We start from the raw sequence: 26,110 nt of genomic DNA on the forward strand, positions 1-26,110 counted from the left end.
GAGCGTCGTACATGTCCAGCAAGACTTCCATCATCCCGCGCGCCCTCACCGCAGCCGTCGCACTGGCGATCGGTTCCGGTGCCCTGGCGCAGTCCACCACCGGCAGTCTTTTCGGGCAGGCACCCGCCGCCGCGGGAGAATCCGTGACGGTGACCAGCGATACCGGCTTGAGTCGCGATATTCCCGTCGACGACCGCGGGCGCTTCTCGGCCGGCCAGTTGCCGTTGGGCACGTATACGGTAAGCCTGAAGGTCGGCGGCAAGATCGTCGACACGCGCCAGAACATCGCGCTCAAGGTGGGCGCGGGTACCGAGGTGTCGTTCGCCGCCACCCAGGCGCAGGCCCTCGAGGGTGTGACCGTGTCCGCCGCGGCGCTGCCCAGTATCGACGTCTCGACGGTGGATTCGCGCACCGTCGTGACCTCCGAACAGCTGGCGCGCCTGCCCCTGGGTCGCAACTCCGAGGCGATCGCTCTGCTCGCCCCCGGCGTAGTCAACAACGGGGGAAGCTTCAAGGGTCCCACCGGGAATTCCCTGGTCAGCTTCGGCGGTTCCGCGGCAAGCGAGAATGCGTACTACGTCAATGGCTTTTCCACGACGGATCCCCTGCGTGGCTTCGGCGGCCTGTCGCTGCCGTATGGCGCGATCGACCAGCAGGAGGTCTATACAGGCGGTTACAGCGCCCAATACGGCCGATCGGATGGCGGCGTGATCAACGTCGTCGGCAAGCGCGGCACCAACGAGTGGCACTTCGGCACCCAGGTGCTATGGGAGCCGAGCTTCGCCCGCTCCGACCAGCGTAACCGCTACTTCGAGAACGGTCTGCCGGCCTCGCCGAAGGCGGGCCAGCTGTACTCGCCCGACAGCAAGGACGCCTATAGCAGCACCACGGTCAGCGCCTATGCCGGTGGTCCGCTGATCAAGGACAAGCTGTTCATCTTCATCGCCGGCGAGTACGAACGGCAGCAAGGCGACACCGTGAATCCCGTCAGCGGGTTCACCAGCACCAAGCCCTACGTGGACTACCGGTACAACGAGCCGCGTTGGTACGGCAAGCTGGACTGGAACATCACCGATAACAACATCGTCGAACTCACCGGCGCCTCGGACAAGTACGAAACCTCCGGTACGGTCTATGGCTACGACTACCAGACGCGGACGCGCCAGCAACGGATCGGTAGCGACGACAACATCAAGACCGGCGGCGACCTGTGGACGGCCAAATACACCGGCTATCTCACCGACAGCCTCACGCTCACGGCGCAGTACGGCAAGCTGAAAAGCAACGACTACGATGCCCCCGCCGGCTACAACCCCGATCTGACCTATGTGGACGGGCTGACCAACCAGAACCCGGCGCTCAACGGCGGCGCGCCACGCGGTAACAACCAGACCGTTTCCAGCCTGAGTCCCGCCGGCCGCGGCAACCGCACCACGAATACCCGGATCGACCTGACCTACAAGATCGGCGATCACACGATCACCGCCGGCATCGACAACCAGACGGCGAAGGCGCTCGACCAGGGCACGATCACCTCCGGTCCCAACGGCTACTCCTGGACCTACGGCCAGGGCGATCCGAACACGCCGATTTCCACCGGGCTCGGCGTGCCGGCCACGGGTGGATTCCCGAACGGCGCGCAGGGCTACTACGTCATCCAGAACATCAACAGCAGCCTGGCCACGGTGCGCTCCACGCAACGCGCGCAGTACATCGAGGACAAGTGGCAGATCGACGATCGCTGGCTGCTCTCGGTCGGCGTTCGTAACGACCAGTTCGAGAACTTCAACAGCGACGGCAAGGCCTTCGTCACCCAGCACAAGCCGCAGTGGGCGCCACGGCTGGGCGCGAGCTGGGACGTGAACGGCGATGCGACGTTCAAGGTCTACGCGAATGCCGGCCGTTACTACCTCGGCCTTCCGCTCAACCCCGCGCTCAACGCAGCCGGTGGCGCACTGACCACCTCGCAGTACTACACCTACGGCGGCATCGCCGGCGACGGCACGCCAACCGGGCTGCTCGCCATTTCGCCGCCGGTCGCCGCCAACAACACATTCGGACAGCTGCCGGATCCCTCCACCGTGACGACCAAGGGACTGAAATCCGAATACCAGGACGAATTCATCCTCGGCTTTACCAAGACCCTGGGCTCGAAGTGGGTCTACGGTGCCAAGGCCACGCAACGCATCCTGCGCAATGCGATCGACGACTACTGCGATATCGACCTGGTGCTGGCCAAGGCGCAATCGCTGGGCTATGACGTGACCACTTCGAGCAATCCGGTCAGCTGCTGGTTGTTCAACCCCGGCAAGGCGAACACTTTCAACCTGGTCGATACCGCCGGAAACCACGTGAGCGTGCCGCTGACCAACAAGGAGTTCGGTTTCGACCGCCTGAAGCGTCGCTATTACTCACTGGAGTCCTTCCTCGAGCATCCGTTCGACGGCACCTGGTATGCACGGGCCACTTACACGTTCTCGCGCAGCTACGGCAATACGGAAGGACAGTTGCGTTCGGACCTTTATCGCGAATCGCGCGGCACCGGGCAGACCGCGGTCTCGACCACGCAGGACTGGGACAACTCGTACATCATGGTCAACACCAACGGGCCGCAGAACAACGACCACAAACACCAGCTGAAGATCTTCGGCTATTACCAGATCACCCCCGAGTGGCTGGTCAGCGGCAACCTGAGCATGATTTCGGGCGCACCCAAGCCCTGCCTCGGCTACTTCGGCCCCGATCGCGAGGACCCGGCCGGCTACGGCAACAGCTACCACTTCTGCAACGGCCTGCCCTCCCCGCCGGGAAGCCACGGCCGCCTGCCATGGGTGCGGCAGCTCGACGTGGGCGCGACCTACCGGCCCGCTTTCGCCGATGCGAAACTGGCATTCAACGTGAACGTGTTCAACGTGCTGAACGAGCAGCGCGTGACGGGCATCTTCCCTAACGCGGAGTCCAGTCCGAACCTGGCCAACCCGCTCTACGGCACGCCCACGTCACGCCAGTTGCCACGTTACCTGCGACTGAGCGCCAACTACGACTTCTGACGGCGTATCAGCCATCGTCCTCGGGCGCCTCGAACGGTACATCGTCTTCGGGGCGCCCTTCGCTGGAATAGGCCTCGTCGGCCGCTTCGTCGTCGGCGTCGCGTTTGGATGGCGCCGGTTTGGGCACGTACTCGGTCGGCACCTCGCCGCGGCTTTTCCGCAGATCGTCGATGATGCGCTGGTTGATGCTCTGGAACGGGCTGCTCATCGTGGACCTCGAAGGCCGTTCGTCATTGCCGCGAGGTTCGCGGCGGGAAGTGCTCCGGTTCGCTGATCACCGAATCGGGCGCGGCGACGGATTGGCGTCGCCTCAGCTGCCTTGCGGTGAGCGGCAGGCACTCACCCTTCTCGTTGATTTCGCGTATCGCACAAGCGGCCGGATGGGTGGCCGCTGCGATGTCGTACGCCTCGAGCAGCGAGCGCCGGGTCTCGAGGTAGGACGGTCGATCCTTGGAAATCGCGCTCATGGCTCGTTTCTCCCGTGGACGCCGCGAAGCGCGCCGCCATGGGCGAGGCTGCGCCCCGCGGCGTTACCCTGGCGTTAGGTTCGTGGGTACACCACATGCACCTTGTGCTCCGTAGCGTCGTCGCGCAACGGCAGGCAATCGCCGTCGATCGATCTGCCGTCCAGCAGCAGGCCGGCCGTTTCGCCGTCTCGCGCCGGCCGGAGATCGATCTCGTAGGTCGAATGGCCGAACACATAGCGCAAGCTGTAACCCGCCCACGAGGTCGGTACACGAGGACGAATGCGCAGCTGGCCTTCCTGCAGGCTCAGTCCCAGCAAGGACTCGACCAGCAACCGGTACATCCAGCCGGCCGAGCCGGTGTACCAGCTCCAGCCGCCACGGCCGACATGCGGAGCCACCGAGTACACGTCCGCCGCCAGCACGTAGGGTTCGATCTTGTAGCGCTGCACCGCCTCGGCGTCGCCGGTATGGCTACCCGGATTGATCATGCGCGCCAGTTCCCACGCACGATCGTGACGGCCCATATGGGCGAAGGCCATCGCGGCCCACACGGCGGCGTGCGTGTACTGCCCGCCGTTCTCGCGCACGCCCGGGACGTAGCCCTTGATGTAACCGGGGTCCATGGCCGAGCGGTCGAACGGCGGGTCGAGCAGGCGGATCAGGCCGACGTCGTCCTGCACGAGATGGGCATCGAGCGAGGCCATGGCCTGGGATCGACGCGCGTCCCCCGCCACGTCGGACAACACCGACCAGCTCTGCGCGATCGCGTCGATACGGCATTCGTCGTTGACCGCCGAGCCCAGCGGCGTACCGTCGTCGAACCAGGCACGGCGGTACCACTCGCCGTCCCAGGCATGTGCCTCGAGGGCCGCGGAGAGCGCGACCACCTCGGCCGCGCAGCGATCGGCGAAAATCGTATCGCCGCGCGCTCGCGCGGTGACCGAGAACTCGCGCAGCACGTAGACGAGGAAGAAGCCGAGCCAGACGCTCTCGCCCTTGCCGCCCTCGCCCACTTTGTTCATGCCGTCGTTCCAGTCGCCGCTGCCCATCAGGGGCAGGCCGTTCCGGCCGCGCGGCATGGAGTGCTCGATGGCCCGCACGCAGTGCTCGTAGAGGCTGGCGCGAATGCCCGAAGGGCGAGGCAGGTCGTAGTAGGACTCTTCGCCCGGACGCAGCGGACGGCCCTCGAGGTATTCGACCGATTCGTCCAGTACCCCCGCGTCCATGCTTGCGTGCACATAGCGGCTGGTGGCCAGGGGCAACCACAGGTAATCGTCCGAGCAGGCGGTGCGCACACCGCGTTCGATCGGCGGATGCCACCAGTGCAGCACATCGCCTTCGACGAACTGATGCGCGGCGCAGAGCAGGATCTGGGCGCGAGCCATCGCCGGCGCCGCGTGCTGCGTAGCCATGGAATCCTGCAGCTGGTCACGGAAACCGATGGCACCGCCGGACTGGTAGTAGCCACTGCGTGCGAACAGCCGGCTGGCGATCGTCTGGTAAAGCAGCCAGCCGTTGGCCATGGTATCCATGGCGGGCTCGGGTGTCCTCGCCTGCACCACGCCGAGCACGCCGCGCCAATGCGCACGGACATCGGCGAGCACCCTCGCGGCCGAGCCATCGAGGCGAAAACGCTGGACCAGCTGACGCGCCTCGGTCGCGTTGCCGCCCATGCCCAGCCGGACCACGATCTCGCGCGATTCGCCGGGTTCGAGCAGGAAAGCGACGCGCAAGACGCCGCAAGGGTCCAGTCCGGCGCCGATGCGGTTGCTCCAGCCCTGGCGACGCATGCCCAGCGGCGAGTCCATCCGGCCGTTACGGCCGAGGAATTCGGTCCGATCGCCGCCGACCGAACGCTCGCGGCTGCCGACGTCGAAGAAGGCCACCCGGCCGGGAAAGTCGCTGTTATAGGCATTGCGTGCGAAGAGCGCACCGGTGATCGGATCGACCTCGGTCACCACGTGCATCGAACTCTTCTCGCGCACATCGCCCAGCAACCATTCCACGTAGGCGGTGATCGACAGACGACGCGCCTCGTCGCCGCGGTTGGTCACCGTGACGACCTGGAACTTCACCGGCGCATCGAGGGCGACGAAGGTCTCCAGCTTCGAATGCAGCGTTTCCTCGTCGTGCTCGAACGTGCTGTAGCCGAAGCCATGCCGTGTGGTGTAACTGCCCTTGCCGCGCATGGGCAATGGGGTCGGCGACCAGGCGCGTCCGCTCGCCTCGTCGCGCAGGTAGACGGCTTCGCCGCTCGCGTCCTCGACCGGATCGTTGTGCCAGGGCGTGATCCGGCAGCCATGGGCGTTCTCGGCCCAGGTATAGGCCCCGCCACTTTCGGAAACCACCGTGCCAAAGGACGGATTGGCGATGACATTGCACCAGGGGGCCGGCGTTTCCGCGCCGGGTTCCAGCACGATGACGTATTCGCTGCCGTCGGCCGAAAAGGCACCGGTAGGCGGCTTCGCCGCGGACATGTCGGGACGCGGGAGCCGTGGCCACGCTGCCGGCTCGGCGGCGGCGGGCCGCGCATCCAGGCGATGGCGCTCCATCTGCTCGGCGAGCGAGCCAAGGCTGTCGACGACCACGATGCGCGCGCTGGCTTCCATCACCAGGCGGTCTTCGTAGGAGAGCGGCTGCGCCGCGCGAATGTAGACGCCACCGGGCCGGTCGAGCAGGTTCGATTCGGTGCCGGAGGCGAGCAGGCCGGTCAGGGCGTCGTGCAGGGTCTGCCGGTAGCCGGTCGTGTCTTCGTTCCAGATGACCAGGTCCACGGCCAGGCCGCGGAGGCGCCAGTACGCCGCCGCGCGCACGAGGTCGCGCGCAACGTCGAGCCGGGCGATATCGCCGATCCGCAGGAGCACGATCGGCAGGTCGCCCGATACCGCCTGTCCCCATAGACCCGACTGCCCGCGTGCATTGGCGGCGATGAGCGCCGGCTCCGCGCGCAGGGCCAGGTTCGGATAGACCACCGATGTCGCCATGTGTTCGTAGAGCTGCGCGTCGGCCAGGGTATTGTTGGCCTGGCGCAGGGATACCTGGCTATGGGTCCATGCCAGGTCGAACACGCGATCGGAGAGATGGCGGTCGCGATACTTCTCGATCAGGCGCATGCAGCCGTCGCGCGTGTCCGCCACACCGGTGACGAAATCCAGCGTCGCCGTCTGCTCGGGATCGAGCGTGATGCGGACCCGGATGGCGACAATGGGATCGAGCACCGCGCCGGCTGTGTCGGTCAGTTTTTGCACGCCGGCATCGAGTGCCGCCGGCTGCGCGGTGTTGCGCCCACGACCGATGAAGCTCGCGCGGTCGGTTTCGTAGGAGATCTCATCCACGTCGGCGTCGTGCACCGCCACCAGGTGGCACATCCATGGCGGCTGTTCATCGGCCGAACGTGGACGTCGTGCGCACAGCAGGGCCTGCATCGCCGCGACGATTTCCGTCGTGACGAAGAGCTTGCTGAAAGCCGGATGCGCCATGTCTCCGTTCGGGTCGGTCAGCACCACTTCCGCATAGCTGGTCAGTTCGATGGTCCGCCGCGTCCGCCCGCGATTGGTGACCCGGGTGCGGCGCAGTTCGATATCGTCTTCGGGCGAGACCACGATCTCGGCATGGGTCTCGAAGCCGCGCTGACGCACGCGGAATTCGGCGCGGGACTCCGAGAAAATCGCCTCGAACAGTTCGGTGCGCCGAGCGACCGGTTGGTACGCCGTCGTCCACACATCGCCCGACTCGGGATCGCGCACGTAGCAGAACATGCCGTGGTTATCGCGGGTGATGTCTTCGCGCCAGCGGGTGACCGCCATCGCGTCGCGCCGGCTGTAGCCGCCACCGGCGCTGCTGACCATGACGTGGTAGCGCCCGTTGGAGAGCAACTGCACGGCAGGACGAGGACGATCCGGATCGGTGAACAGGCGCAGACGCGCTTCCGGTGTCGAGGGCGCCGTGGCGTCGTCGCCAAGGCCGGCCGTGTGCAGGTACTCGGTCGCGCTGCGCGGCACGCGCTCCTGCAGGAGCAGCGTCGTCGCCATGACGTGCGGGTCCGATTCGAAGCGCCGCACCATCGGCTGACCGAGCAGCAGGTGATCGATCGCCAACAGCGACATGCCCTGGTGGTGCGCCATGTACGAGCGCACGATCACAGCGTCCTGCCCTGGCGGCAGCCGCGATGGCGTGTAATCGACGGCTTCGTACAGGCCGAAGCGACCGGCGACACCGGCGTCCGTAAGGCGTCGCAGGTTGGCGCTAGCGGCGGCCGGCGCCACCATGAGCGCAAGCACGCTGGCGTAAGGAGCGACGACCAGGTCGTCGCCGAGGCCGCGCTTGAGACCCAGCCCGGGCACGCCGAAGGCCCGGTACTGGTACGTATGGTGGGCGTCTACCGCGTTGTAGCCCGACTCGGATACGCCCCAGGGAAGGCTGCGCTGCTTACCGTATTCGATCTGCCTGGCGACGGCCGCACGACAGGTCTGGTCGAGCAGGCTGCCTTCGTAGGACGGCATCACCAGCATCGGCATCAGGTACTCGAACATCGATCCCGTCCACGACAGCAGGACGGGCGAGCCGCCGGTGGTCGTCAGCAGGCGGCCGAGCGAGAACCACGCTTCCTGCGGAATCTGCCCCTGGGCGATCGCCACGAAGGCGGTGAGTCGGGCCTCGGAAGCCAGCAGATCGTAGAACGAGACATCCAGCGTGCGCCGCTCGATGTCGTAGCCGATCGACATCAGGTGGCGGTTGTCGTCGTACAGGAATGCGTGATCCATGATGGCCAGCTCGCCGGCCAGCGCAGCGGTGTCGGCCAGGGCCTCGATCCGGGCGCGTGCCGCGGCTCGGACCGCGGTGTCGGAAGCGTCGGCGTGGCCGAGCTGCCACAGGGTCGGCACGCCTTCCTGCGCACCGTCGCCCTGCCATTGCTCCGCCTCCGTCACCAGGTCGTCGCACTGCGCCGTCAACCGCGAAAGCCAGAACACCGCCTCCTCGGAAAGCTCGCGCGCGAGTGCCGGTGCCACGAGGCACAGACGGTCGGCCTGCCCCAGCGCGAAGGCAAGCACCTCGGTCATCGTACGCGGCGGGGCAGCGACGGCGTCGCGCAGTTCGTCGGACCACGCTTCGAGTGCAGGGCGATCGGCATCGTGAAGGTGTTGCACGAGCACGCCGAGCGTGTCGCGCAAGCCTTCGATCGTCGTCGCGCGGAACACCGGCGCATGCGCCAGCGCGAGCAACCCGCGCTGGAGCGTCAGCAGGTGACCGGCCAGGTTGCCGCTATCCACGCTGGACACGTAGAGCGGTCGCAGCGGCGTGAGCGTTTCGGTGTCGTACCAGTTGTAGAAGTGACCGCGGTAGCGCTCGAGCGAATGCATCGTCGCCAGCGTCGCCGCCGTGCGACGGATGACGCCACCGATGCCGAGGTAGCCGAAATCGTACGCGGCAAGGCTGGCCAGCAGCCCAAGCCCCATGTTGGTCGGCGAGGTGCGCCGCGCCACCCGGGTATCGGGGGTCAGCTGTATGTTGTCCGGTGGCAGCCAATGGTCGTCGGGTCCCACGTGCGCCTCGAAGAACGACCAGGTGCGGCGAGCCAACTGGCGCAGGAAGCTCCGATCGACGGCGCTCGGCGCGTAGGCATGACTGACATCGGGACGACTGACCCACCAGGCGAACACCGGCGAGAAGAACCAGAGCAGCAGCACCGGCGTCGCGATGGCGAGCACCATCGGGCGCTCGGCGGCGAGCAGGAGGGCGAGCACCACCGCGACGGCGGGCCCGGCCCAGAGCGCGCGCCAGGGCACGGCACGATTGCCCCGGCCGCCGCGTTCGACCTCGCTGGAGGAACGCCACTGCAGCAGGTGGCGATGACTGATCGCGATGCGCCACAACGACCGCGCTACGGCGTCGACGCTTACCCAGGCCTCGTGCGGCAACCAGGCCATGGAGAGCACCAGGCGCAGTCCATGCTGGCCCGTGGCGACGAGCGATGCGCGCGCATGTTGTCGCCAGCCGATGTCGCGCGGCTTGCGCGCGGCTTCCATCAAGGCCTGCAGGAGCACCGGCACGAAGGCCATGGAGAGGACGGCCAGCGTCCAGGTCAGGACCGGCGCCACCCACAACCAGCCCGTCACGAGCAGGGCCAGGGCGGCGGGCGCGCCGACGCTGCGGCGAAGGTTGTCGAAGATCTTCCAACGCGACAGGTTGCCGAGGTCGTTGCGTCGCCAGCCATCGCGCGTCGGCACGGTCGGCATCAGCCAGGGCAGCAGTTGCCAGTCGCCACGCATCCAGCGATGGCGACGGATGCTGTCGTCGACATAGCGTTCGGGATTCTCCTCGAACACCAGCACATCGCTGAGCAGCGCCGTGCGCGCGAAACAGCCTTCGATCAGATCGTGACTCAGTACGCGCTCGTCACGCAGGCGGCCGGCGAGCGCATGTTCGAAGGCATCGACATCGTAGATGCCCTTGCCGATGAACGAGCCCTCGTGGAAAAGATCCTGGTAAACGTCGGAGACGGCACGGGTGTAGGGGTCGATGCCGGCATCGGCACCGTAAAGGCGCGCATACGCCGAGCGTGCCTGGGCCGGCAGGCCGATACCGACACGCGGCTGCATGATGCCGTAGCCGGAGACGACGACACCGCGACGCTCGTCGAACACCGGACGATTCAGCGGATGGTCCATCGCCGCGACGAGCAGGTGTGCCGTGTCGCGCGGCAGTTGGGTATCGGTGTCCAGCGTGATCACGTACCGCACCGGCGGCAGGCTCTCGATCCGGCCGACGATCAGCAGGAAGCGATCGGCACCCTCGCCCCGAAGCAGGCCATTCATCGCGGCCAGCTTGCCGCGCTTGCGGTCGGCACCGATCCAGCGCTGCTCCGTCTCGCTCCATTCGCGCGGGCGATGGAACAGATAGAAGCGGTCGACGTCCGGCGAGGGATACTTCGCATTGAGTGCCGCGATGCGTTCACTGGCGCGTTCGAGGATCGCGGCATCGCCGGGCGTGGACTTCGCGTCAGCGTCCATGAAATCGGTCAACAGGGCGAAGTGCAGAACCTCGTCGCGATTGGCGAGGAATCGCACTTCGAGCGCTTCGACGACGTCGTCGACATCGGCGGGGCTGCCGAGCAGGGTCGGCACGGCCACCAGGGTGCGCGCCTGCGCCGGAATGCCCTCGGCGTAGTCCATGCGCGGCAGGTGATCGGGCGTGGTGACCAGCACGGCGACGAGATTGAGCAGGCTCAGCGTGAGCTGGCTGGCCACGATCAGCGCGGCGAAGGCCAGCGCCGCCACCGCCCAACCGGAGCCGGCCGGCAACGACGCGCTTTCGACCAGGCCCGTGGTCAGGCCCGCCAGCAGCAGCAGGAATGCCGCGAGCGAGAAACCGAAGGGCGCGCGGTCGAACACGCGTCGACAGCGCGCGGCGAACGTCGGCCGCGTGCCAAGGCGACGTTCCAGCGCGGCGAGGCCGGGTCCGACGAGATGGTAGCCGACATGGGTGATCGCACCGTCGCGCGGCTCGCCCGGGTCGGGACAGCTTGCCGTCAAGGCGGCACGCGCGGTGGCCACTTCGCCGATGTGGCCGGCGCGGGCCAGCCGCTCGACGACATGGCGATAGCGATCGCGGCTGGCAAAATCCATCGCCGCGTAGATGCCGGCGGGGTCCTCGCGCAGGCAGGCCTCGACCAGGCTGGCATGCTCGACGAAGTCGCGCCAGTCGACGGTCACCAGCGCGCGCAGGCTGCCGATGCTGTTGCCGACCGACACCTGATGCGCCGCCTGTTGCTGCGACTCCATCTGCACGAGATAGTCGATGCTGCGGCCCGATTCGGCGAGACGCTGTTCGACCCAGCCCAACGGCATGGCCAAGGCGGGCCCCTGCCCTTGCAGGCGGCGGACGAGCTCGGCGACGAAGGGTGCGCTCATCACCGGCGACGAGCGCGCCATGTCGGCAACGACAAGCACGACGTTCTTCGGGTCTTCCGCCGCCATGCGGGTCATCGCATCGGCCCAGCGCGTCGCCCGGCGGCGCCGCGCCTTGTCGAGCATGACGCGGGCGGCGATACGCCGGAGGTTCTCGATCAGCGCGAGGCGCAGCATGATCGGGATGGCCCACAGTTCCCCGAGCTTGAGCGGCACGACGGACTGGTAGGCCTGCAGGAAGCGCGCGAGGCCGGCCGCGTCGATGCGACCGTCCCCATGGGAAATGACTTCGAGCGCGATGTCGTAGACGCGTGGCAATCCGCGCGAGGGACCATCCTCCAACTGCACCAGTTCGCGGCTGTACCCCTTGGGGAAATCCTTGTTGGCAATGCGGATGTGTTCTTCGATGAGGTAGAGGTTGTCCAGCAACCACTCCCCCGCCGGCGTCGTTCCCGCGCCCCGCCGCCCGGCCGCCATCAGTGCGCGGCAGACCTCCAGGATGACGCGTTCGTTATCCGCCAGCCTCGGCAACAGCCACTCGGCCGAGTGTCGCGTCGCCACCTGGTGGCGCCTGGCGAGCACCAGCCCATGGGCCTCCATCTGGTCTGCGTTGAAAAGTTCCGCCCGCAGTGCGGGCTCACGCTCCGGACCCGGAGCGTCATGAATACGTGCGCGCCTGAAAAGCTCTATATCCTGCCCCTCGGGGGTGGTGGGACTCGTTTCATGGATCGGCGCTGAGGCCCCGGTGTGGGGCGCCGACCCAGTCTACGCTCTCCGCTACCGCGCCGTGCGAAAGGTCAGGTTGAGCCGGTCCATGCCCGTCAACGGGTGGTGCGAGGCCTTCAGCGGCAGCACGCCGTGGTAATTCATCCGCGAGGGACCGCCCCAGACGACGACGTCGCCGTGGACCAGGGGGATTTTCAGCGGCGTGACGCCCTTGCCCTGCCCACCGAACTGGAACATGGCGGGCACGCCGAGCGACACGGACACGATCGGCTCGGAATCGCGCCTTTCGTTCCTATCCTGGTGCATGGTCAGGCGCGAGCCGGTCACGTAGCGGTTGACCAGACACGCATCCGGCACGAAACGCTGGAAACCGGCCTCTGCGGCCGCCTCCGCCGCCAGGCGCATGAACAGCGCGGGCATGGCCGGCCACGGCTGGCCGGTCTCGGGGTCGATCGCGTCGTAACGGTAGCCGCGCCGGTCGCTCACCCAGCCCACGTCGCCGCAGTTGGTCATCGCCACGCTCATGGTGTGGCCGCCGGGCGTGACCAGATGGCGGAAAGGCGAGATCGCGGCAAGCGCGTGGATCGCCGACACCAGTTCCGCGCCCTGCGCCAGCGCGAACGCGCGGAGCACGACGGCGCCCGGGCCGAGCGGCTCGTTGCGCCGGTCGCTGGCAGGGGTATCGGCAAACAGGTCTGCGGTCATGTCGACATTGTCCCACCTATTCGCCGAGTGGGATCGGGGTGCTGCCGGGTCAGGGTGGCGCGTGCGCGGCGGCCGGCGCATTGGCGACGATCCCGAACAACTCCGATGCGCCCAACCAGAGAATCTGCAAGCCGATGCAGAAGATGAAGAACGCGAACAGGCGCATCACCACCTGTGTGCCCGCCGTACCCAGCCCTCGCTCGATCCGCTCGGCGAAGCGCATGCACAGGTAGATGCTCGCCGTGATGACCACCAGCGCGATGAACACCGCGGCGAAGTGAACGAGCGTCGGTCCTTCCCGCGGCGATCCCGTGCCGAGCGCGATGGCCACGGCAATCGAGCCGGGACCGACGGTAAGCGGCAGTGTCAACGGGTAGAACGACGGATCGCGCCGGCCATGGTGGTGATCCACCGCCGCCGCCTCGTTGTCCTGCTCTTCCTCGACGTCATCGGGGGCATCGAGCAGGCGCCAGCCGGCCATGGCCACGACCAGGCCACCGGCCACGCGCAGCACCGGTATCGAGATACCGAAGAAGCCGAGCACGTAGGCGCCGACAAGCAGCGAAGCCAGCAGCAGCGCAAAGCTGTTCACGGCGACGCGGCGCGCCATGTCGGCACGCTCGGCGTCGGTCGCGTGCGGCACGATGCTGATCGCCATGAACGCGGATGCGGGCGGATTCACGATCGGAAACAGGCTTGCGACGATCAACAGGACGGTCTTGGTCAGCTCTTCCCACATGGGCACTCCAGGGTTTCCAAGGAACGATGGCCGGGAGGATCGCAGCTTGTCCGCCGTACGGATTGCAGCTTTGCCGCGTGCTGCGACGCAGGATGACAGATTCGTGTCACTTCGATCATCCTCGCCGCCGGTGCGTCAGGGGGCGCGTCGTTCCATCATTGAACGCAGGGATACCGATGAATCGCCGACGCATGACGCCGTGTCTTACCGCGCCCGCTCTGCAGCCCCGCCCATTGGCCCTGGCCTGTGCCGCGGCCTTCCTCCTGCTCTCCGGGGGCAACGCCGCCGCGCAGGAGCAGTCGTCGCCGGCGGCCGCGCCGCAAAGTGAGACGCCGTCCACAAAACCGGCAAAGCCTGCCAAGGACGCGGACAAGCGCGCCGCCAACCCGGACGCCGCGAGCAACCTCGACGCCATTGTCGTCACCGGTATCCAGGGCAGTATCCAGAACTCGCTGAAGGCGAAGCAGACCTCCGACAACATCATCGAGGCGATCTCCGCCGAGGACATCGGCAAGCTGCCGGACAGCAGCATCGCGGAGAGCCTCGCCCGCCTCTCCGGCCTGGCGACCCAGCGCGTGGATGGCCGCGCCAACCAGATCTCGATTCGCGGCCTTTCGCCCGACTTCGCCGGGACCACGCTGAACGGCCGGGAGCAGGCCACCATCGGCGAGAACCGTGGCGTGGACTTCGACCAGTACCCGTCGGAACTCATCAGCGGCGCCGCCGTCTACAAGACACCGGACGCCAGCCTGATCGGCCAGGGCCTTTCCGGTACGGTGGATCTGCACACGATCAAACCGCTCGACCTGCCACAGCGCACCTTCGCCGCCAACCTGCGCGGCGAGAACACGTCCAACGGCAGCCTCAACCACGGCACCGGTGTCGGCGACGCCGGCCACCGCGCCAGCTTCTCGTATATCGACCAGTTCTTCGATCACACACTCGGCCTGGCCGTCGGCTTTGCACAGCTCGACTCGCCGGTTCAGGAAAAGCAGTACCAGGCCTGGTGGTGGAGCAACAACAACGGTCCCAACGGTGCCGAGGGGCAGTGGGGCGCGCCGCACACGCCGGGCCTGCCCGACGACGTCCTCTCCCAGGAAGGCGCCCAGTTGCGCGCCAAATCCGAAAGCCAGTTGCGCAACGGCCTGATGACCGTGCTCGAGTGGGCGCCCGACGATCACTACCATTCCACGCTCGACCTCTACTACTCCACGTTCGATCAGAAGACGTACCTCAACGGCGCGCAGTGGTCGAGCAGTCCGTATGACAACGTCTCCTACTCGAACATCGGCCAGGTGCCGGCACAGCCCTATCCGATCGTCACCTCGGGTCATATCGACGGCCTGAAAACGGTCCTGCAGAACGAGTACACCAAGGAACGCGACAAGCTGTTCTCGGTGGGCTGGAACAACCAGTACGACTTCGGCAACGGCTGGAACGCCACCGCCGACCTCTCCTATTCCAGCGCGAAGAAGCGCCTGCACGACGCCTACCTGTTCGCCGGCCTGCCGGGCCAGGCGACGTCGTCGACCGATTTCCAGATCAAGCGCGACGAAGGCTTTCCCGACTTCTCGCCAGGCACGGACTGGTCGGATACCTCGGCGGTAAACTTCACCGATCCGAACAACTACGGCTACGACGGCCGCGAGGAATACGACAAGCAGCGCGATACGATCAAGGCCGTTCGCCTGGAGATCAGCCATCCGGTGGGCTGGATTTTCAGCGACTTCAACGTCGGCGTGAACTACTCCGATCGCGAGAAGACCAAGCAGGCCGACGTGCTGTTCGCCTGGCTCAACGGCAACGGTTCGACATCCACCGATTACCTGCCCGGCTTCGCCGCACCGATCGATCCGTCCTCGCTTCGCGGGATCACCGATCTCGGCTACGGCGGTATCCCCGGCATCGTGAACTACAACGTGCTGCGGGCGTTGGAGAACCAGTACTACCTCACCGAGCGGAATGCGCAGGGCGACTGGAGCCGCAACTACACGGTGCGCGAGAAGGTGCCGGTCGTGTACCTGAAGTTCAACATCGACACGATGCTGGGCGACATCCCGCTACGCGGAAACATGGGCGTGCAGGCAGTGCGGACGCTGCAGTCCTCCGCAGCCCTGCAGACCAACGGCAACGTACTGGTCGGGCGCATCGCCGACGGCACGAACTACACCAAGGTCCTGCCCAGCCTGAACCTCGTCGCCGAAGTGTCCGACAAGCAGTACCTGCGTTTCGGCCTGGCCAAGACCATGGCACGCGGTCGCATCGACGACGAGAAGGTGGCCACCTCGGCCGGCGTCGCGCTGGTCACGGATGGTCCCGGCGCCGGTCAGGTGCTGTGGTCCGGCAGCGGCGGCAATCCGAAACTGAAACCGTATATCGCGGTAGGCGCGGATCTTTCGTGGGAGAAGTATTTCGGTACGGCGAGCTATGTCGCCGCGGCCGTGTTCAACAAGAACCTGCTCAACTACATCTACAACGAAACCACGCTCGACTACGACTTCTCGCGCTACACCAACGACACGCCGACGCTCACGCCCACCAGCACGATCGGCTCGTTCACCCGGCCGGAGAACGGCACGGGCGGCAGGATGCAGGGGCTGGAGCTGTCCGGCTCCTTCGAAGGCGGCCTGCTGGCACATGCGCTCGACGGCTTCGGCGTGCAGGCCAATTTCTCGCTGACCAACAGTTCACTGCCGGTGAGCGCGGTGTCGACCATTCCGGGCAGCCCGTCCACCCTGCCCGGCCTGTCGCGCAAGGTGGCTAACCTCGCGTTCTACTACGAAAAGCATGGCTGGTCGGCGCGCATCGCCGAGCGCTATCGCTCCTCGTTCACCGGCGAGGCCGTCGCCTTGTTCGACCAGCTCGGTTACACGCAGGTCCTGGCCGACAAGCAGACCGACTTGCAGCTCGGCTACGCCTTCACCGAAGGACGCTGGAGCGGCTTGTCGGTCCTGTTCCAGGTCAACAACCTGACCAACTCGCCGATGAAGACCCAGCAGATCGCCTCGCTGCCGAACAACCTTAAGATCGCCCGGCCGCTGGAGTACGACACGTATGGTCGCACCATGATGTTCGGGCTGAACTACAAGCTCTGATAACGACCGGTCCGGGAGGTCGTGTTATACCCTCCAGCCATGCTCAAGGACCACCGTTCCGGCCCCGACATCGTCCGGCCCTCGCCCCTGCGGCGTCTGGTCTGGACGATCGTCGGCGTGTGCATCCTCGCCCCCCTCGTCTATCTCGCCGCCGCCCTCGTCCTCGGCGCCGTTCCGACGAACCGGCACTGGCAACCTGCCAGCGATGGCGTGACGGTCTGGCTGACGACCAACGGCGTTCATGCGGGCCTGGCGCTGCCGGCCAGGCACGCGACGATGGACTGGACGACGCTGTTCCCGCCGGTGCACAACGCGCACGGCAAGGATGCGGTTGCCGACGACTACGTGACCCTCGGCTGGGGCGATCGCACATTCTTCCTCGATGTGCCCCAATGGCGCGACCTCGGCGCATCGACGGCGCTCAAGGCCATCGTCGGGCGCGACGCTGCCGCGATGCACGTCGAGTACGGTCCGGCACCGGCCGGCGACCCGACGGCCCTGCGACTCACCGTGACACCGGCAGCCTATGCCAGGCTCGTGGCGTTCATCCGCCGCAGCGTCGCCGTCGACGATGCAGGCGCCTCGGTGTGGATCCCCGGCCATCACTACGATGTGAACGACGCCTTCTACGAAGCCAATGGCCGCTACAGTCTCTTCGTCACCTGCAACCAGTGGACGCGAAATGCGCTCGCCGCGGCCGGCGTGCGGGCACCGGTCTGGTCGCCGTTCGACAAAGCCCTGTTCTGGCAGTTGCGGGGCAGCGTCGTCGCAAGCCCCTAGGCTGACGCTCCTTTGGCGAGTTCGCGCCGCTCAGGCGCGGTCGATGCGCGCGGCGTAGCAGCCGTAGGCGGCGTAATGCGCATGCGCGTAACGCACCGACGACATCGCGAACATCCGTTCGATCGCTTCGTCCAACTGCTTACCGTCGACAAGCACCGCGCTGGCGATGTGGTCGCGCTCGTCGAAACCGCGTAGCGAAAGCATACGGGTGCGCAGTACCTCGGGTACCTCGTCACTCACCGCGCAGGCTTCGGTCGCCCCTTCGCGGATGAAGATCGCATGGCTCGAGCGATACGGCGAGCTGGCCGGCTGGTGCGTATGGTTGAGCAGGAGCAAGGCCTCGCCACGGCGTGCGTTGCGCAGCTCGATACGTTCGGGGTAACCCGTATCGTTCTCGGCGACGACGCGGATCACGCCACGCTTGGCGAGCTGTTGCTCGTTCAGCCCGTAGAGCGAGGTGAAGGGCTTCGGATCGATACCGGTGATGCGAAAAGACATGGCGTGGCTCCGTGGGGGGTATGAGGCCATGCTCCGCCGATGCGGCGCACCCCACCATCCGGATCTTGCGTCAGTCCGACGCCCGGCCTTCGCGACGAAAGCGCGCCGGCGTGCTGCCCATCACGCGCGTAAAGGCCTTGCCGAAGGCGGATTCCGACCGATAGCCGACACGATCGGCCACGGCGCCAGCCGTGAGTCCGCCACGACGCAGCAGATCGGCCGCGAGATGCATGCGCAGCAGGGTCAGCACTTCGTGAGGTGCAAGGTCTCCGCGTGCTTCGAAATGCCGCGCGAACGTGGCACGCGACATCGCCGCCTGCTCCGCGAGCGCCGCGACGGTCCAGTCACGTTCGGGCTCGCGCAGCATGGCGAGCAACGCGCGGCTGAGCCGCGGATCGACCATCAGCCCGAGCAGCGACGGCGGCATGATCCCGTCACGAAGCTGCGCCCGTAACGCGAAGACGAACAAGGCCTGCGTCAACGATGTCACCACGGCCAGCGCGCCCGGCTCCATGCGCGCCACCTCGTTGCGGAACATGGCGACGATACCGGAAAGCGCGTCGATCCCGTGCTCGCCGCCGAGCCTCACATGAAGCACCTCCGGCAAGGCGCCGAACAGCAACCGGCCTGCGTCGGGCGCGAAGGTGAAACGACCGCAGAGCAGGTCCAGTTCGGGCTCGCCGTCGGTGTTTCGCTTGATGCTGAACGGGCCGACATGGTCGAGCGACATGGTCGTCGTCACATCCCGTCCGCGCAGGTCATGAACGCGGTGACGGGTTCCCCTGGGCAGTATCAGCAAGTCGCCCGGCTCCATCACCACGGTGTGTCCGGGCAACTCCATCGCCGCGCTGCCACCGAGGACCAGATGGAAGGGCGCCTCGCCCGGTTCGGCATCGACATGGTCGAGGCTGAACCCGCCGGCCAACTGGCAGCGAAGATCGAGGGTGCCCTGCACCTGGGCGAGGTCGAGCACGCGGGTCAACGCATCCATGAGACGTTCGCGCCATTCATCGAGTGATATGAGTATTCATCCTCTCAGGCGCCTCGGCAACGCTTTCTTCATCGCTCTGCGAAGAACCGTCAGAACCGATAGCCGACGCTCACCCCGTACACCCAGGGATCGATGTGGGCGGTACCGACATCGGTGCCGCCAACCTTCACCTTGGAGTCGATATCGATCCAGCGCACGTCGGCGGTCACCGTCCAACGCGTATCGAGCGCGATGTCGACGCCACCGTGCCATGCGATACCCCAGCTATCGTCGAGGCTCACCCTGGTGCCTTGCAGGACGTTGCGACCCTTGGCGTCGAAGAAGTGCGTGTAGTTGACGCCGACACCGACGAACGGCGACACCTTCTGCCCGGCAAGGAAGTGGTAGTTGACGCCGACGACCGGCGGCAACTGCTTCACGCTCGCGGCGCGCTGGCCGTCCAGACGAACGTCGTGATGAAACGGCAATGCCGCCAGCGCCTCGATGCTCCACGACGGTGTCAACACGTACTCGATACTGACCGAGGGACGCATGCTCCGCGTGGTGCTCGCCGACATGCCGGCCAGGTCGCCCGTGTTCGACTTCGGATCGACCACATGCACGCCGACGTGCACGATCCACGGCGATTCCACGCTCTGCGCGATGGCGCCGCCAACGGGAGCGGCGCACAGGGCGCCGGCAACGATGAACTTCTTGAAGTGATACACGTCGAACTCCTGACCTGCTTGCGTCGGTAATGACCGGATGCGCACAGGTTAAGAATTCGGAAGGCGTCGCGTGGGGAATGTCGTGTCGACGCGACAATCTGCCGTGGATGCCCCGCGCGGCAGAGCGTGAGACGCACGAGCCAGAACTAGATCGTTTCGCGTATTTCCCGGCGCACGGACCAGGGCCATCATCTTCCTACCGACGGTACAATCTCGTGCCGCCGGATCGACCGGAGGATCATCCCATGCTCAACTGGCCTGAATATCGCGCCGAACTCGGCCCGCGTATCGCAGAAATCGCCAAGCTCAGCCCCGATACGATCAAGGGTTACCAGACCCTTTCCGGCGCCGGTGCCAAGACGAATCACCTCGACGCCAAGACGCGCGAACTCATCGCCCTGGCCGTTGCCGTCACCACCCGTTGCGACGGTTGTATCACGGTGCACACCGCCGAAGCCCTCAAGCACGGTGCCACCCGCGAGGAGATCGGCGAAGCCCTCGGTGTCGCCATCGCCCTCAACGCCGGCGCGGCGCTGGTCTATTCCGCCCGCGTCATGGACGCCACCGAAGCCTACTCGAAAGCCTGACCCAAGCCCCCGCCCCTTGTGGGAGCCGCTTCAGCGGCGATGGGTCCTGGAAAACCTTCGCCGCTGCCGCTGCCGCTGCCGCCGAATCGCCTGCGACACCGCTACATCCGCTCCGGCACCTCGATCGCGAGCAGGAACAGCGCCTTCTCCAGCACACGCAACGCAAGCAGGCAAAACCCCAATCGCGTGGTGCGAACGCCAACGTCGGGCTCGACCAGCACCGGGCACGCCGCATAGAACCGACTGAACCGTTGCGCCACTCCGAAGGCGTACTCCGCGATCACCCCCGGCTGCATCAGGCGCGCCGCTTCGGCCACGGCATCGCCCAGGCCCAGGCAGGCCATGACCAGTGCCCGTTCGCTATCGGCCTGGGGAACACCCGGCTCAGCCGCGCTACCGCCAGCCTTGGCCAACAACGACCGCAACCGCACGCAGGCATATTGCAGGTAGGGCCCGGTACGCCCTTCGAAGGCCACGAGCCGCTCGACATCGAACACGTACCCCGACAGCCGGTCACCGGAGAGGTCGGCGAACTTCACCGCGCCGATTCCGATACGCCGGGCCAGGGCCAGCTTGCCCGCACCGTCAAGACCCGCCCCGTAACCGGACCCTTCGATCCGCTCGACGGCCTTCGCCACGGCTTCGTCGAGCAGATCCGTAAGCCGGGCGACACCCCCGTCACGCGTCTTGAACGGCCTTCCATCGCGTCCGTTCACCGTGCCGAAGCCGACGTGGATCAACTCGACGCCGGCGGCGATTCCGGCTTTCGCCGCCGCGCGGAACACTTGCTCGAAGTGCAGCGCCTGTCGCTGGTCGACGACGTACACGACGCGCGCAAGGCCGGCCTGCGCGGCCCGCGCTTCCAGCGTTGCCAGATCGGTCGTTGCATACAGCGCCGCGCCATCGCGTTTGGCGAGCAGCAGAGGCGGCACCGCGAACGCGTCTTCCGGCGCGGCCACGTCGATCACCAGCGCGCCCTCGCTTTCCCTCGCGATGCCACTGGCGCGAAGCCGCTCGACCAGCGGAGCGATGGCATCGCGCACATCGCTCTCGCCATCGAGCCTGTCGAAAACGACGCCGAGTTCGCGAAAATCGGCTACCTGCGAGGCCAGGCTCAATGCACGCAGCGAATGCCATAAGGCAAGCAGACCCGGATCGCCGGCCTGCAGGGCCGCGGTATCGGCGCGCGCCTCGGCCATGCGCGCGGGATCTGTCCGGCAGGCCGCCGCTGCTTCGGGATAGAGCCGTTCCAGCTCATCGAGGTTCACTGGCGCGACCGCCGGCAAGGCCTCATGCGCCATTCGACCGCGGAAAAACGGTAGCGAGGGATCGCGCCGGCGTATCGCGGCGCTCAGCATTCCCATCTGCAGACCCCAATCGCCCAGGTGCGCGTCGCCCAGTGTCCGCCAGCCCAGGGCCGCATGGACACGACGCAGGCTTTCCCCGAGCACCAGCGAGCGGAGGTGCCCGACGTGCAAGGGTTTGGCGACGTTGGGCCCGCCGAAATCGAGGATCGCCAGGCGGCCACGGCCTGGTTCCGGGATACCCAGACGCGCGTGGCCGGCCATGCCGCGCGCCAGGCTGGCCAGGAAGGCGCCGGCCAGGGTCAGGTTGACGAAGCCCGGACCGGCGATCTCCACCGTCGAGAACATCGGCAGTTGTCGAAGCTGGCCGGCGATGTCCTCGGCAACGGCGCGCGGCGGCCGGCCAAGCTCGCGCGCGAGGACCAGGGCCGCGTTGCATTGGAAATCGCCGAATTCGGGTCGTGTGGACGGCTGGGCGCGAGCCAGGGCGACAGGCAGGCCGAGGCTCTCGAACGCGCTCACGAGCGAGGCGTCGATCTGCGACGCCAGGGGCAGGAACATGGACTTCTCCGTAAACGATTGGCACGGGCGCGCGCCATGCGGCGCCGGCTGGCATCAGCGCGTCGTACGTCGTCGGAGCAGTCTTGTAGAAGGCATGCGTCCGATTAGGCCGAAAAAGGCCAGTCTTCGCAAGCAAGCAACGAATCCCTGCGTATCCTCGAAGCCAGGTTATCGAGGAGACTCCTATGACGGCTTCAAAGCGACCCGGCGCGCATACCGTCGTGATCGTGGGCGGGGGCGCGGCGGGCATCGAACTGGCCGCACGGCTGGGCAAACGCGGCGACCTCGACGTCGCCCTGGTCGACCGGGATGCCAGCCATTTCTGGAAGCCACGCCTGCACGAACTCGCGGTCGGCTTGCTGGGCGATGGCGAAGAGGCCGTGCCCTACCTGGCGCACGCGCAGTCGCATGGGTACCGCTTCGAACCTGGCGCGCTCCGCCGCGTGGATGCCGCCGCCAAGACGATCGACCTGGACGAAGTCCGCTTTCCGCTCACCGACGAAGTCATCCTGCCGCCGCGCACGTTGAAGTACGACACCCTCGTCCTCGCCTTCGGCAGCCGCGTGAACGATTTCGGCACGCCCGGCGTCCTCGAGTTCTGCGACATGCTGGACAGCCCGGCCCAAGCCATCGACCTGCGTCGCAAGCTCCTGGCTTTGGCCCTGCGCACGGCCGGCGATCCCGGGCAGCGCATCCGCATCGGCATCGTCGGTGCCGGTGCGACCGGTGTGGAGCTGGCGGCCGAGCTGCACCATGCCTTCAACGACATGCACCGCTATGGCGGCCTCGACCCGGCAAGCAAGCTGGACATCACGCTGATGGATATGGCGCCGCGCGTGCTACCCAACGTGGATCCGCGCACCTCGGAATCGGCGGAGAAGATCCTCCTGCGCATGGGCGTGACGATACGCACGGGCGTGGGCGTGGACGAGGTCAAGGCGGGCGCCTTTCACCTCTCCGACGGTAGCAGCGTGCCCTGCGACATCCAGGTCTGGGCGGCCGGCGTCACCGGGCACGACGTGGTCAAGGGCCTCGGCCCGTTCGAACTCTCCCGCGACCGGCGCATTCTCGTCGACGGCCAACTCAAGGCCCAGGGGCTGCCGGACATCTACGCCATGGGCGACTGTGCCTTCGCGACCACCACACCGGGCGGCCCGAGCGTGCCGCCCACCGCGCAGGCGGCCCACCAGCAGGCGACCTACCTGGCGCGCGCCCTGCCCCGCGCGCTGAAGGGCGAGGCCGTCGCCCCCTTCGTCTACCGTTCCAAGGGCACGCTGGTGTCGCTCGGCTCACGCCAGGCGACCGGCGAGCTGCCGTCGGGCCCGCAAGGTCGGTCGATCATTCCCATGCGCGGCTGGTTCGCCAAGATGCTATACGTGTCGCTACAGCAATTGCACCGGGCCACGCTGCACGGCTGGCCGAGAGCCACGGCGTTGTGGCTGGCGGACTGGCTTCGGAATACGACCCTGCCGCCAGTGAAGCTCCACTAGCGGTTCGCGGGAAGGTGACGCAGATCACGTCCTCTTCCCCCCTTTAGCCGCTACGTTCCGCTGTCCCTTCTCGAGGAGTCGCGATGCAAGCCGCGCCCTTACCCCAAGACGAACGATCGCGCCTCGAGCGGCTGCGTGCCCTGGCCGTGCTGGACACGGCCCCGGAGCCGCTTTTCGACGAAATCGTCCGGGTAGCCGCGTTGATCACTGGCTCGCCCATCGCGATGGTCAGCCTCGTCGACCACGAGCGCCAGTGGTTCAAGGCCCGGGTAGGCCTCGAGGGGCCGAACGAGACCTCGCGAGACGTCTCGTTCTGTGCTCACGCGATCCACGGCGATGTCCTGTTCGAGGTGGAAGACACCTATGCGGACGAACGCTTCGCCGATAACCCGCTGGTCGAGGGCGAACCCCGCATCCGATCCTACGCCGGCATGCCCATCGCGATGCACGGTGGCTCCGGCCTGGGCACGCTCTGCGTCATCGACCACGTTCCCAGGCACCTCACCGACACGCAGCGGGAGATCCTGACCTCGCTGGCCGCCATGGTGGGCATGGCGCTGGAGCAGCGCGCGACGGCGGTCGAACGCAATGCCGCGCTGGCTCGCGAAATCACCCTGGAACGCGATCTTCGGCACACCGCCCAGGAGTGGGAAACGCACCGCCGGCGAGCGGTCGCATCGTTGGAGGCCAGCGAGCGTCGATTCCGCCAGCTGTTCCATTACAGCCTCGGTCTTATCTGTACGCACGACCTCGACGGTGTCCTGCTCTCGGTGAACCCTGCGGCGGCGCAATCCCTGGGTTATCCGATCAACAGCCTGATGGGCCGCTCGCTGGCCGATTTCATGCGGCCCGAAATGGTCCCCGCGTTCGAGGCCTATCTGCGCAGGATCGTCGACGAAGGCAGCGATTCGGGCCGTCTCGAACTCCGTGACGCCAACGGCGAGCTGCGTATCTGGGCGTATCACAACGTGCTCGACCACGACGACGAAGAGCGCTACGTGCTCGGACACGCACAAGACATCACCGAACAGCACCGGCAGGAGCGACAGCTGCGCGAATGGTCGCTGTGCGATCCCCTCACCCATTGCTTCAATCGTCGCTATCTGGGTCAGCTCGGCGAACTCACGCGAAACGAGACGCTCGGCTGCATCACGGTGGACCTGGACCACTTCAAGGCCGTCAACGACACCTACGGCCACCAGCGCGGCGATGACGTACTGGTGGACATGGCGACATTCCTGCGCGCACGCGTGCGCGACGACGACGCCGTGGTACGCCTGGGTGGCGACGAGTTTCTCGTGGTCTTGCGCCGTGCCGACGATATCCGCCTGGCCGAAGTCGGCGCGCGATTGCGTGGCGACGCGGCACAGGCGCCGATCGGCTTTACGCTGGGTGCGGCGATCAAGGCGCCCGGCACGCCACTGGACGCGGCGCTGAGCAGCGCCGACAAGCGGTTGTACGAAGCGCGCGCGTGCAGGAGCGTCGGCTGACGACGCCGGCTCGCCGCGTGAACACCCGGACCGCCTCGGCGGGAGTCGCATCGGCGGCTCCCGCGTCGGGTCTTACTTGACGGCGTGCTCGAGCGCTTCGAAGTCTTCCTGCGACAACTTCAGCGATGCACCCTTGACGTTCTCTTCCAGGTGATCGGGGCTACCGGTGCCCGGGATCGGCAGGATCACCGGCGAACGCTTGAGCAACCACGCCAGGGCGACCTGGCCGTCGGTGGCATCGAGTTTCCTGGCGATCTTCGACAGCACCGAACCTTCCTTGGCCAGTTCGCCGGCCGCGAGCGGGAACCAGGGGATGAAGCCGATGTTGTGTTTGTCGGCATAGTCGACCACCGCCTCGCTCTGCCGGTTGCCAAGGTTGTACAGGTTCTGCACCGTTGCCACCTTGAAGAACTTCGAGGCAGCTTCGATCTGCTCGACATTGACCTCGGAAAGGCCGACGTGGCGAATCAGGCCTTCGTTCTGCATGTCGCGGATGACACCGAATTGTTCGTCCTGCGGCACCTTTTCGTCCACGCGATGCAACTGCCACAGGTCGATGCGCTCGACACCCAGACGACGCAGGCTCATCAGCACGCACTGGCGCAGGTATTCCGGCCGGCCCAGCGGCGCCCAGATGTCCGGCCCATGACGGGTCAGGCCGCCCTTGGTCGCGATGACCAGGCCCTTGTACGGGTGCAGCACTTCACGAATCAGATCCTCGCTGACATACGGGCCATAGCTGTCGGCCGTATCGATCAGGTTGACGCCAAGCTCGGGCAACTTCGCCAGGGTCTCGCGCGCCGCCTTGGGATTGGCCGGCTCACCCCAGATACCCTTGCCGGTGATGCGCATGGCGCCAAAGCCAAGGCGGTTGACCTCGAGGTCGCCACCGATCTTGAACGTACCGCTCGCGGATGCGTTGATACTTGTCATCTGTAGACTCCATTTCGTTGGGACGAGGGAAAGTCAGACAGACATTGGTACGCCATCGAACGTTTAAAGGGCGTGCAACC

16 protein-coding genes are annotated in these 26,110 nt (G+C 66.6%); 6 read left to right on the plus strand and 10 right to left on the minus strand.

Annotated elements, in window-relative coordinates:
* The first annotated feature begins 11 nt into the window (after positions 1-11).
* Complete coding sequence (locus VM621_RS00455; RefSeq protein ID WP_325467026.1) at positions 12-3,050, plus strand: TonB-dependent receptor; 3,039 nt, start codon at positions 12-14, stop codon at positions 3,048-3,050.
* 7 nt (positions 3,051-3,057) lie between these two features.
* On the opposite strand, the gene VM621_RS00460 is transcribed toward VM621_RS00455, so the two are convergent.
* The 5 genes from VM621_RS00460 to VM621_RS00480 form a co-directional block, all read right to left on the minus strand.
* Positions 3,058-3,258 (minus strand): hypothetical protein, encoded by a 201-nt coding sequence (locus VM621_RS00460; RefSeq protein WP_325467027.1) that lies wholly within the window; start codon positions 3,256-3,258, stop codon positions 3,058-3,060.
* Between the two features lie 22 nt (positions 3,259-3,280).
* Positions 3,281-3,517, minus strand: coding sequence for a hypothetical protein (locus VM621_RS00465; protein ID WP_325467028.1), 237 nt, complete (start codon positions 3,515-3,517; stop codon positions 3,281-3,283).
* A gap of 74 nt (positions 3,518-3,591) precedes the next feature.
* On the minus strand, positions 3,592-12,024 hold the full coding sequence (locus VM621_RS00470) for a GH36-type glycosyl hydrolase domain-containing protein (protein WP_325467029.1): 8,433 nt from the start codon (positions 12,022-12,024) through the stop codon (positions 3,592-3,594).
* A 177-nt stretch (positions 12,025-12,201) separates the two neighbouring features.
* The gene (alkB, locus tag VM621_RS00475) at positions 12,202-12,855 is read right to left on the minus strand and encodes a DNA oxidative demethylase AlkB (protein ID WP_325467030.1); all 654 of its coding nucleotides are present in this window, start codon (positions 12,853-12,855) and stop codon (positions 12,202-12,204) included.
* 49 nt (positions 12,856-12,904) lie between these two features.
* Positions 12,905-13,594 (minus strand): MarC family protein, encoded by a 690-nt coding sequence (locus VM621_RS00480; protein WP_325467031.1) that lies wholly within the window; start codon positions 13,592-13,594, stop codon positions 12,905-12,907.
* A gap of 191 nt (positions 13,595-13,785) precedes the next feature.
* Here VM621_RS00480 and VM621_RS00485 point away from each other — a divergent pair, with 191 nt between their 5' ends.
* Positions 13,786-16,689, plus strand: coding sequence for a TonB-dependent receptor (locus tag VM621_RS00485; protein WP_325467032.1), 2,904 nt, complete (start codon positions 13,786-13,788; stop codon positions 16,687-16,689).
* Positions 16,690-16,710: 21 nt separating this feature from the next.
* Entirely contained in the window at positions 16,711-17,469 is a 759-nt protein-coding gene (locus VM621_RS00490) for a TIGR02117 family protein (RefSeq protein ID WP_325467033.1), read from the plus strand.
* A gap of 30 nt (positions 17,470-17,499) precedes the next feature.
* On the opposite strand, the gene VM621_RS00495 is transcribed toward VM621_RS00490, so the two are convergent.
* The 3 genes from VM621_RS00495 to VM621_RS00505 all read right to left on the minus strand — a co-directional run bounded on the left by VM621_RS00495 (position 17,500) and on the right by VM621_RS00505 (position 19,665).
* Complete coding sequence (locus VM621_RS00495; RefSeq protein WP_325467034.1) at positions 17,500-17,967, minus strand: DUF1203 domain-containing protein; 468 nt, start codon at positions 17,965-17,967, stop codon at positions 17,500-17,502.
* A gap of 70 nt (positions 17,968-18,037) precedes the next feature.
* Positions 18,038-18,958, minus strand: a complete 921-nt coding sequence (locus VM621_RS00500) for an AraC family transcriptional regulator (protein WP_325467035.1) — start codon at positions 18,956-18,958, stop codon at positions 18,038-18,040.
* An 89-nt stretch (positions 18,959-19,047) separates the two neighbouring features.
* Positions 19,048-19,665, minus strand: a complete 618-nt coding sequence (locus VM621_RS00505; protein ID WP_325467036.1) for an OmpW/AlkL family protein — start codon at positions 19,663-19,665, stop codon at positions 19,048-19,050.
* Positions 19,666-19,910: 245 nt separating this feature from the next.
* Here VM621_RS00505 and VM621_RS00510 point away from each other — a divergent pair, with 245 nt between their 5' ends.
* Entirely contained in the window at positions 19,911-20,252 is a 342-nt protein-coding gene (locus tag VM621_RS00510) for a carboxymuconolactone decarboxylase family protein (protein WP_325467037.1), read from the plus strand.
* Positions 20,253-20,353: 101 nt separating this feature from the next.
* Here VM621_RS00510 and argS read toward each other — a convergent pair whose 3' ends face one another.
* On the minus strand, positions 20,354-22,117 hold the full coding sequence (argS, locus tag VM621_RS00515) for an arginine--tRNA ligase (RefSeq protein ID WP_325467038.1): 1,764 nt from the start codon (positions 22,115-22,117) through the stop codon (positions 20,354-20,356).
* A gap of 185 nt (positions 22,118-22,302) precedes the next feature.
* Between argS and VM621_RS00520 the strand changes: the two genes are divergently transcribed.
* Both VM621_RS00520 and VM621_RS00525 read left to right on the plus strand, forming a co-directional pair.
* Positions 22,303-23,607, plus strand: coding sequence for an NAD(P)/FAD-dependent oxidoreductase (locus VM621_RS00520; RefSeq protein WP_325467039.1), 1,305 nt, complete (start codon positions 22,303-22,305; stop codon positions 23,605-23,607).
* 83 nt (positions 23,608-23,690) lie between these two features.
* On the plus strand, positions 23,691-25,097 hold the full coding sequence (locus VM621_RS00525) for a diguanylate cyclase (protein WP_325467040.1): 1,407 nt from the start codon (positions 23,691-23,693) through the stop codon (positions 25,095-25,097).
* 72 nt (positions 25,098-25,169) lie between these two features.
* Here the strand turns inward: VM621_RS00525 and VM621_RS00530 are convergent, their stop codons facing one another.
* On the minus strand, positions 25,170-26,030 hold the full coding sequence (locus tag VM621_RS00530) for an aldo/keto reductase (protein WP_325467041.1): 861 nt from the start codon (positions 26,028-26,030) through the stop codon (positions 25,170-25,172).
* Positions 26,031-26,110 lie beyond the last annotated feature (80 nt).

The organism is Luteibacter sp. (assembly GCF_035539195.1).
Lineage (GTDB): Bacteria > Pseudomonadota > Gammaproteobacteria > Xanthomonadales > Rhodanobacteraceae > Luteibacter.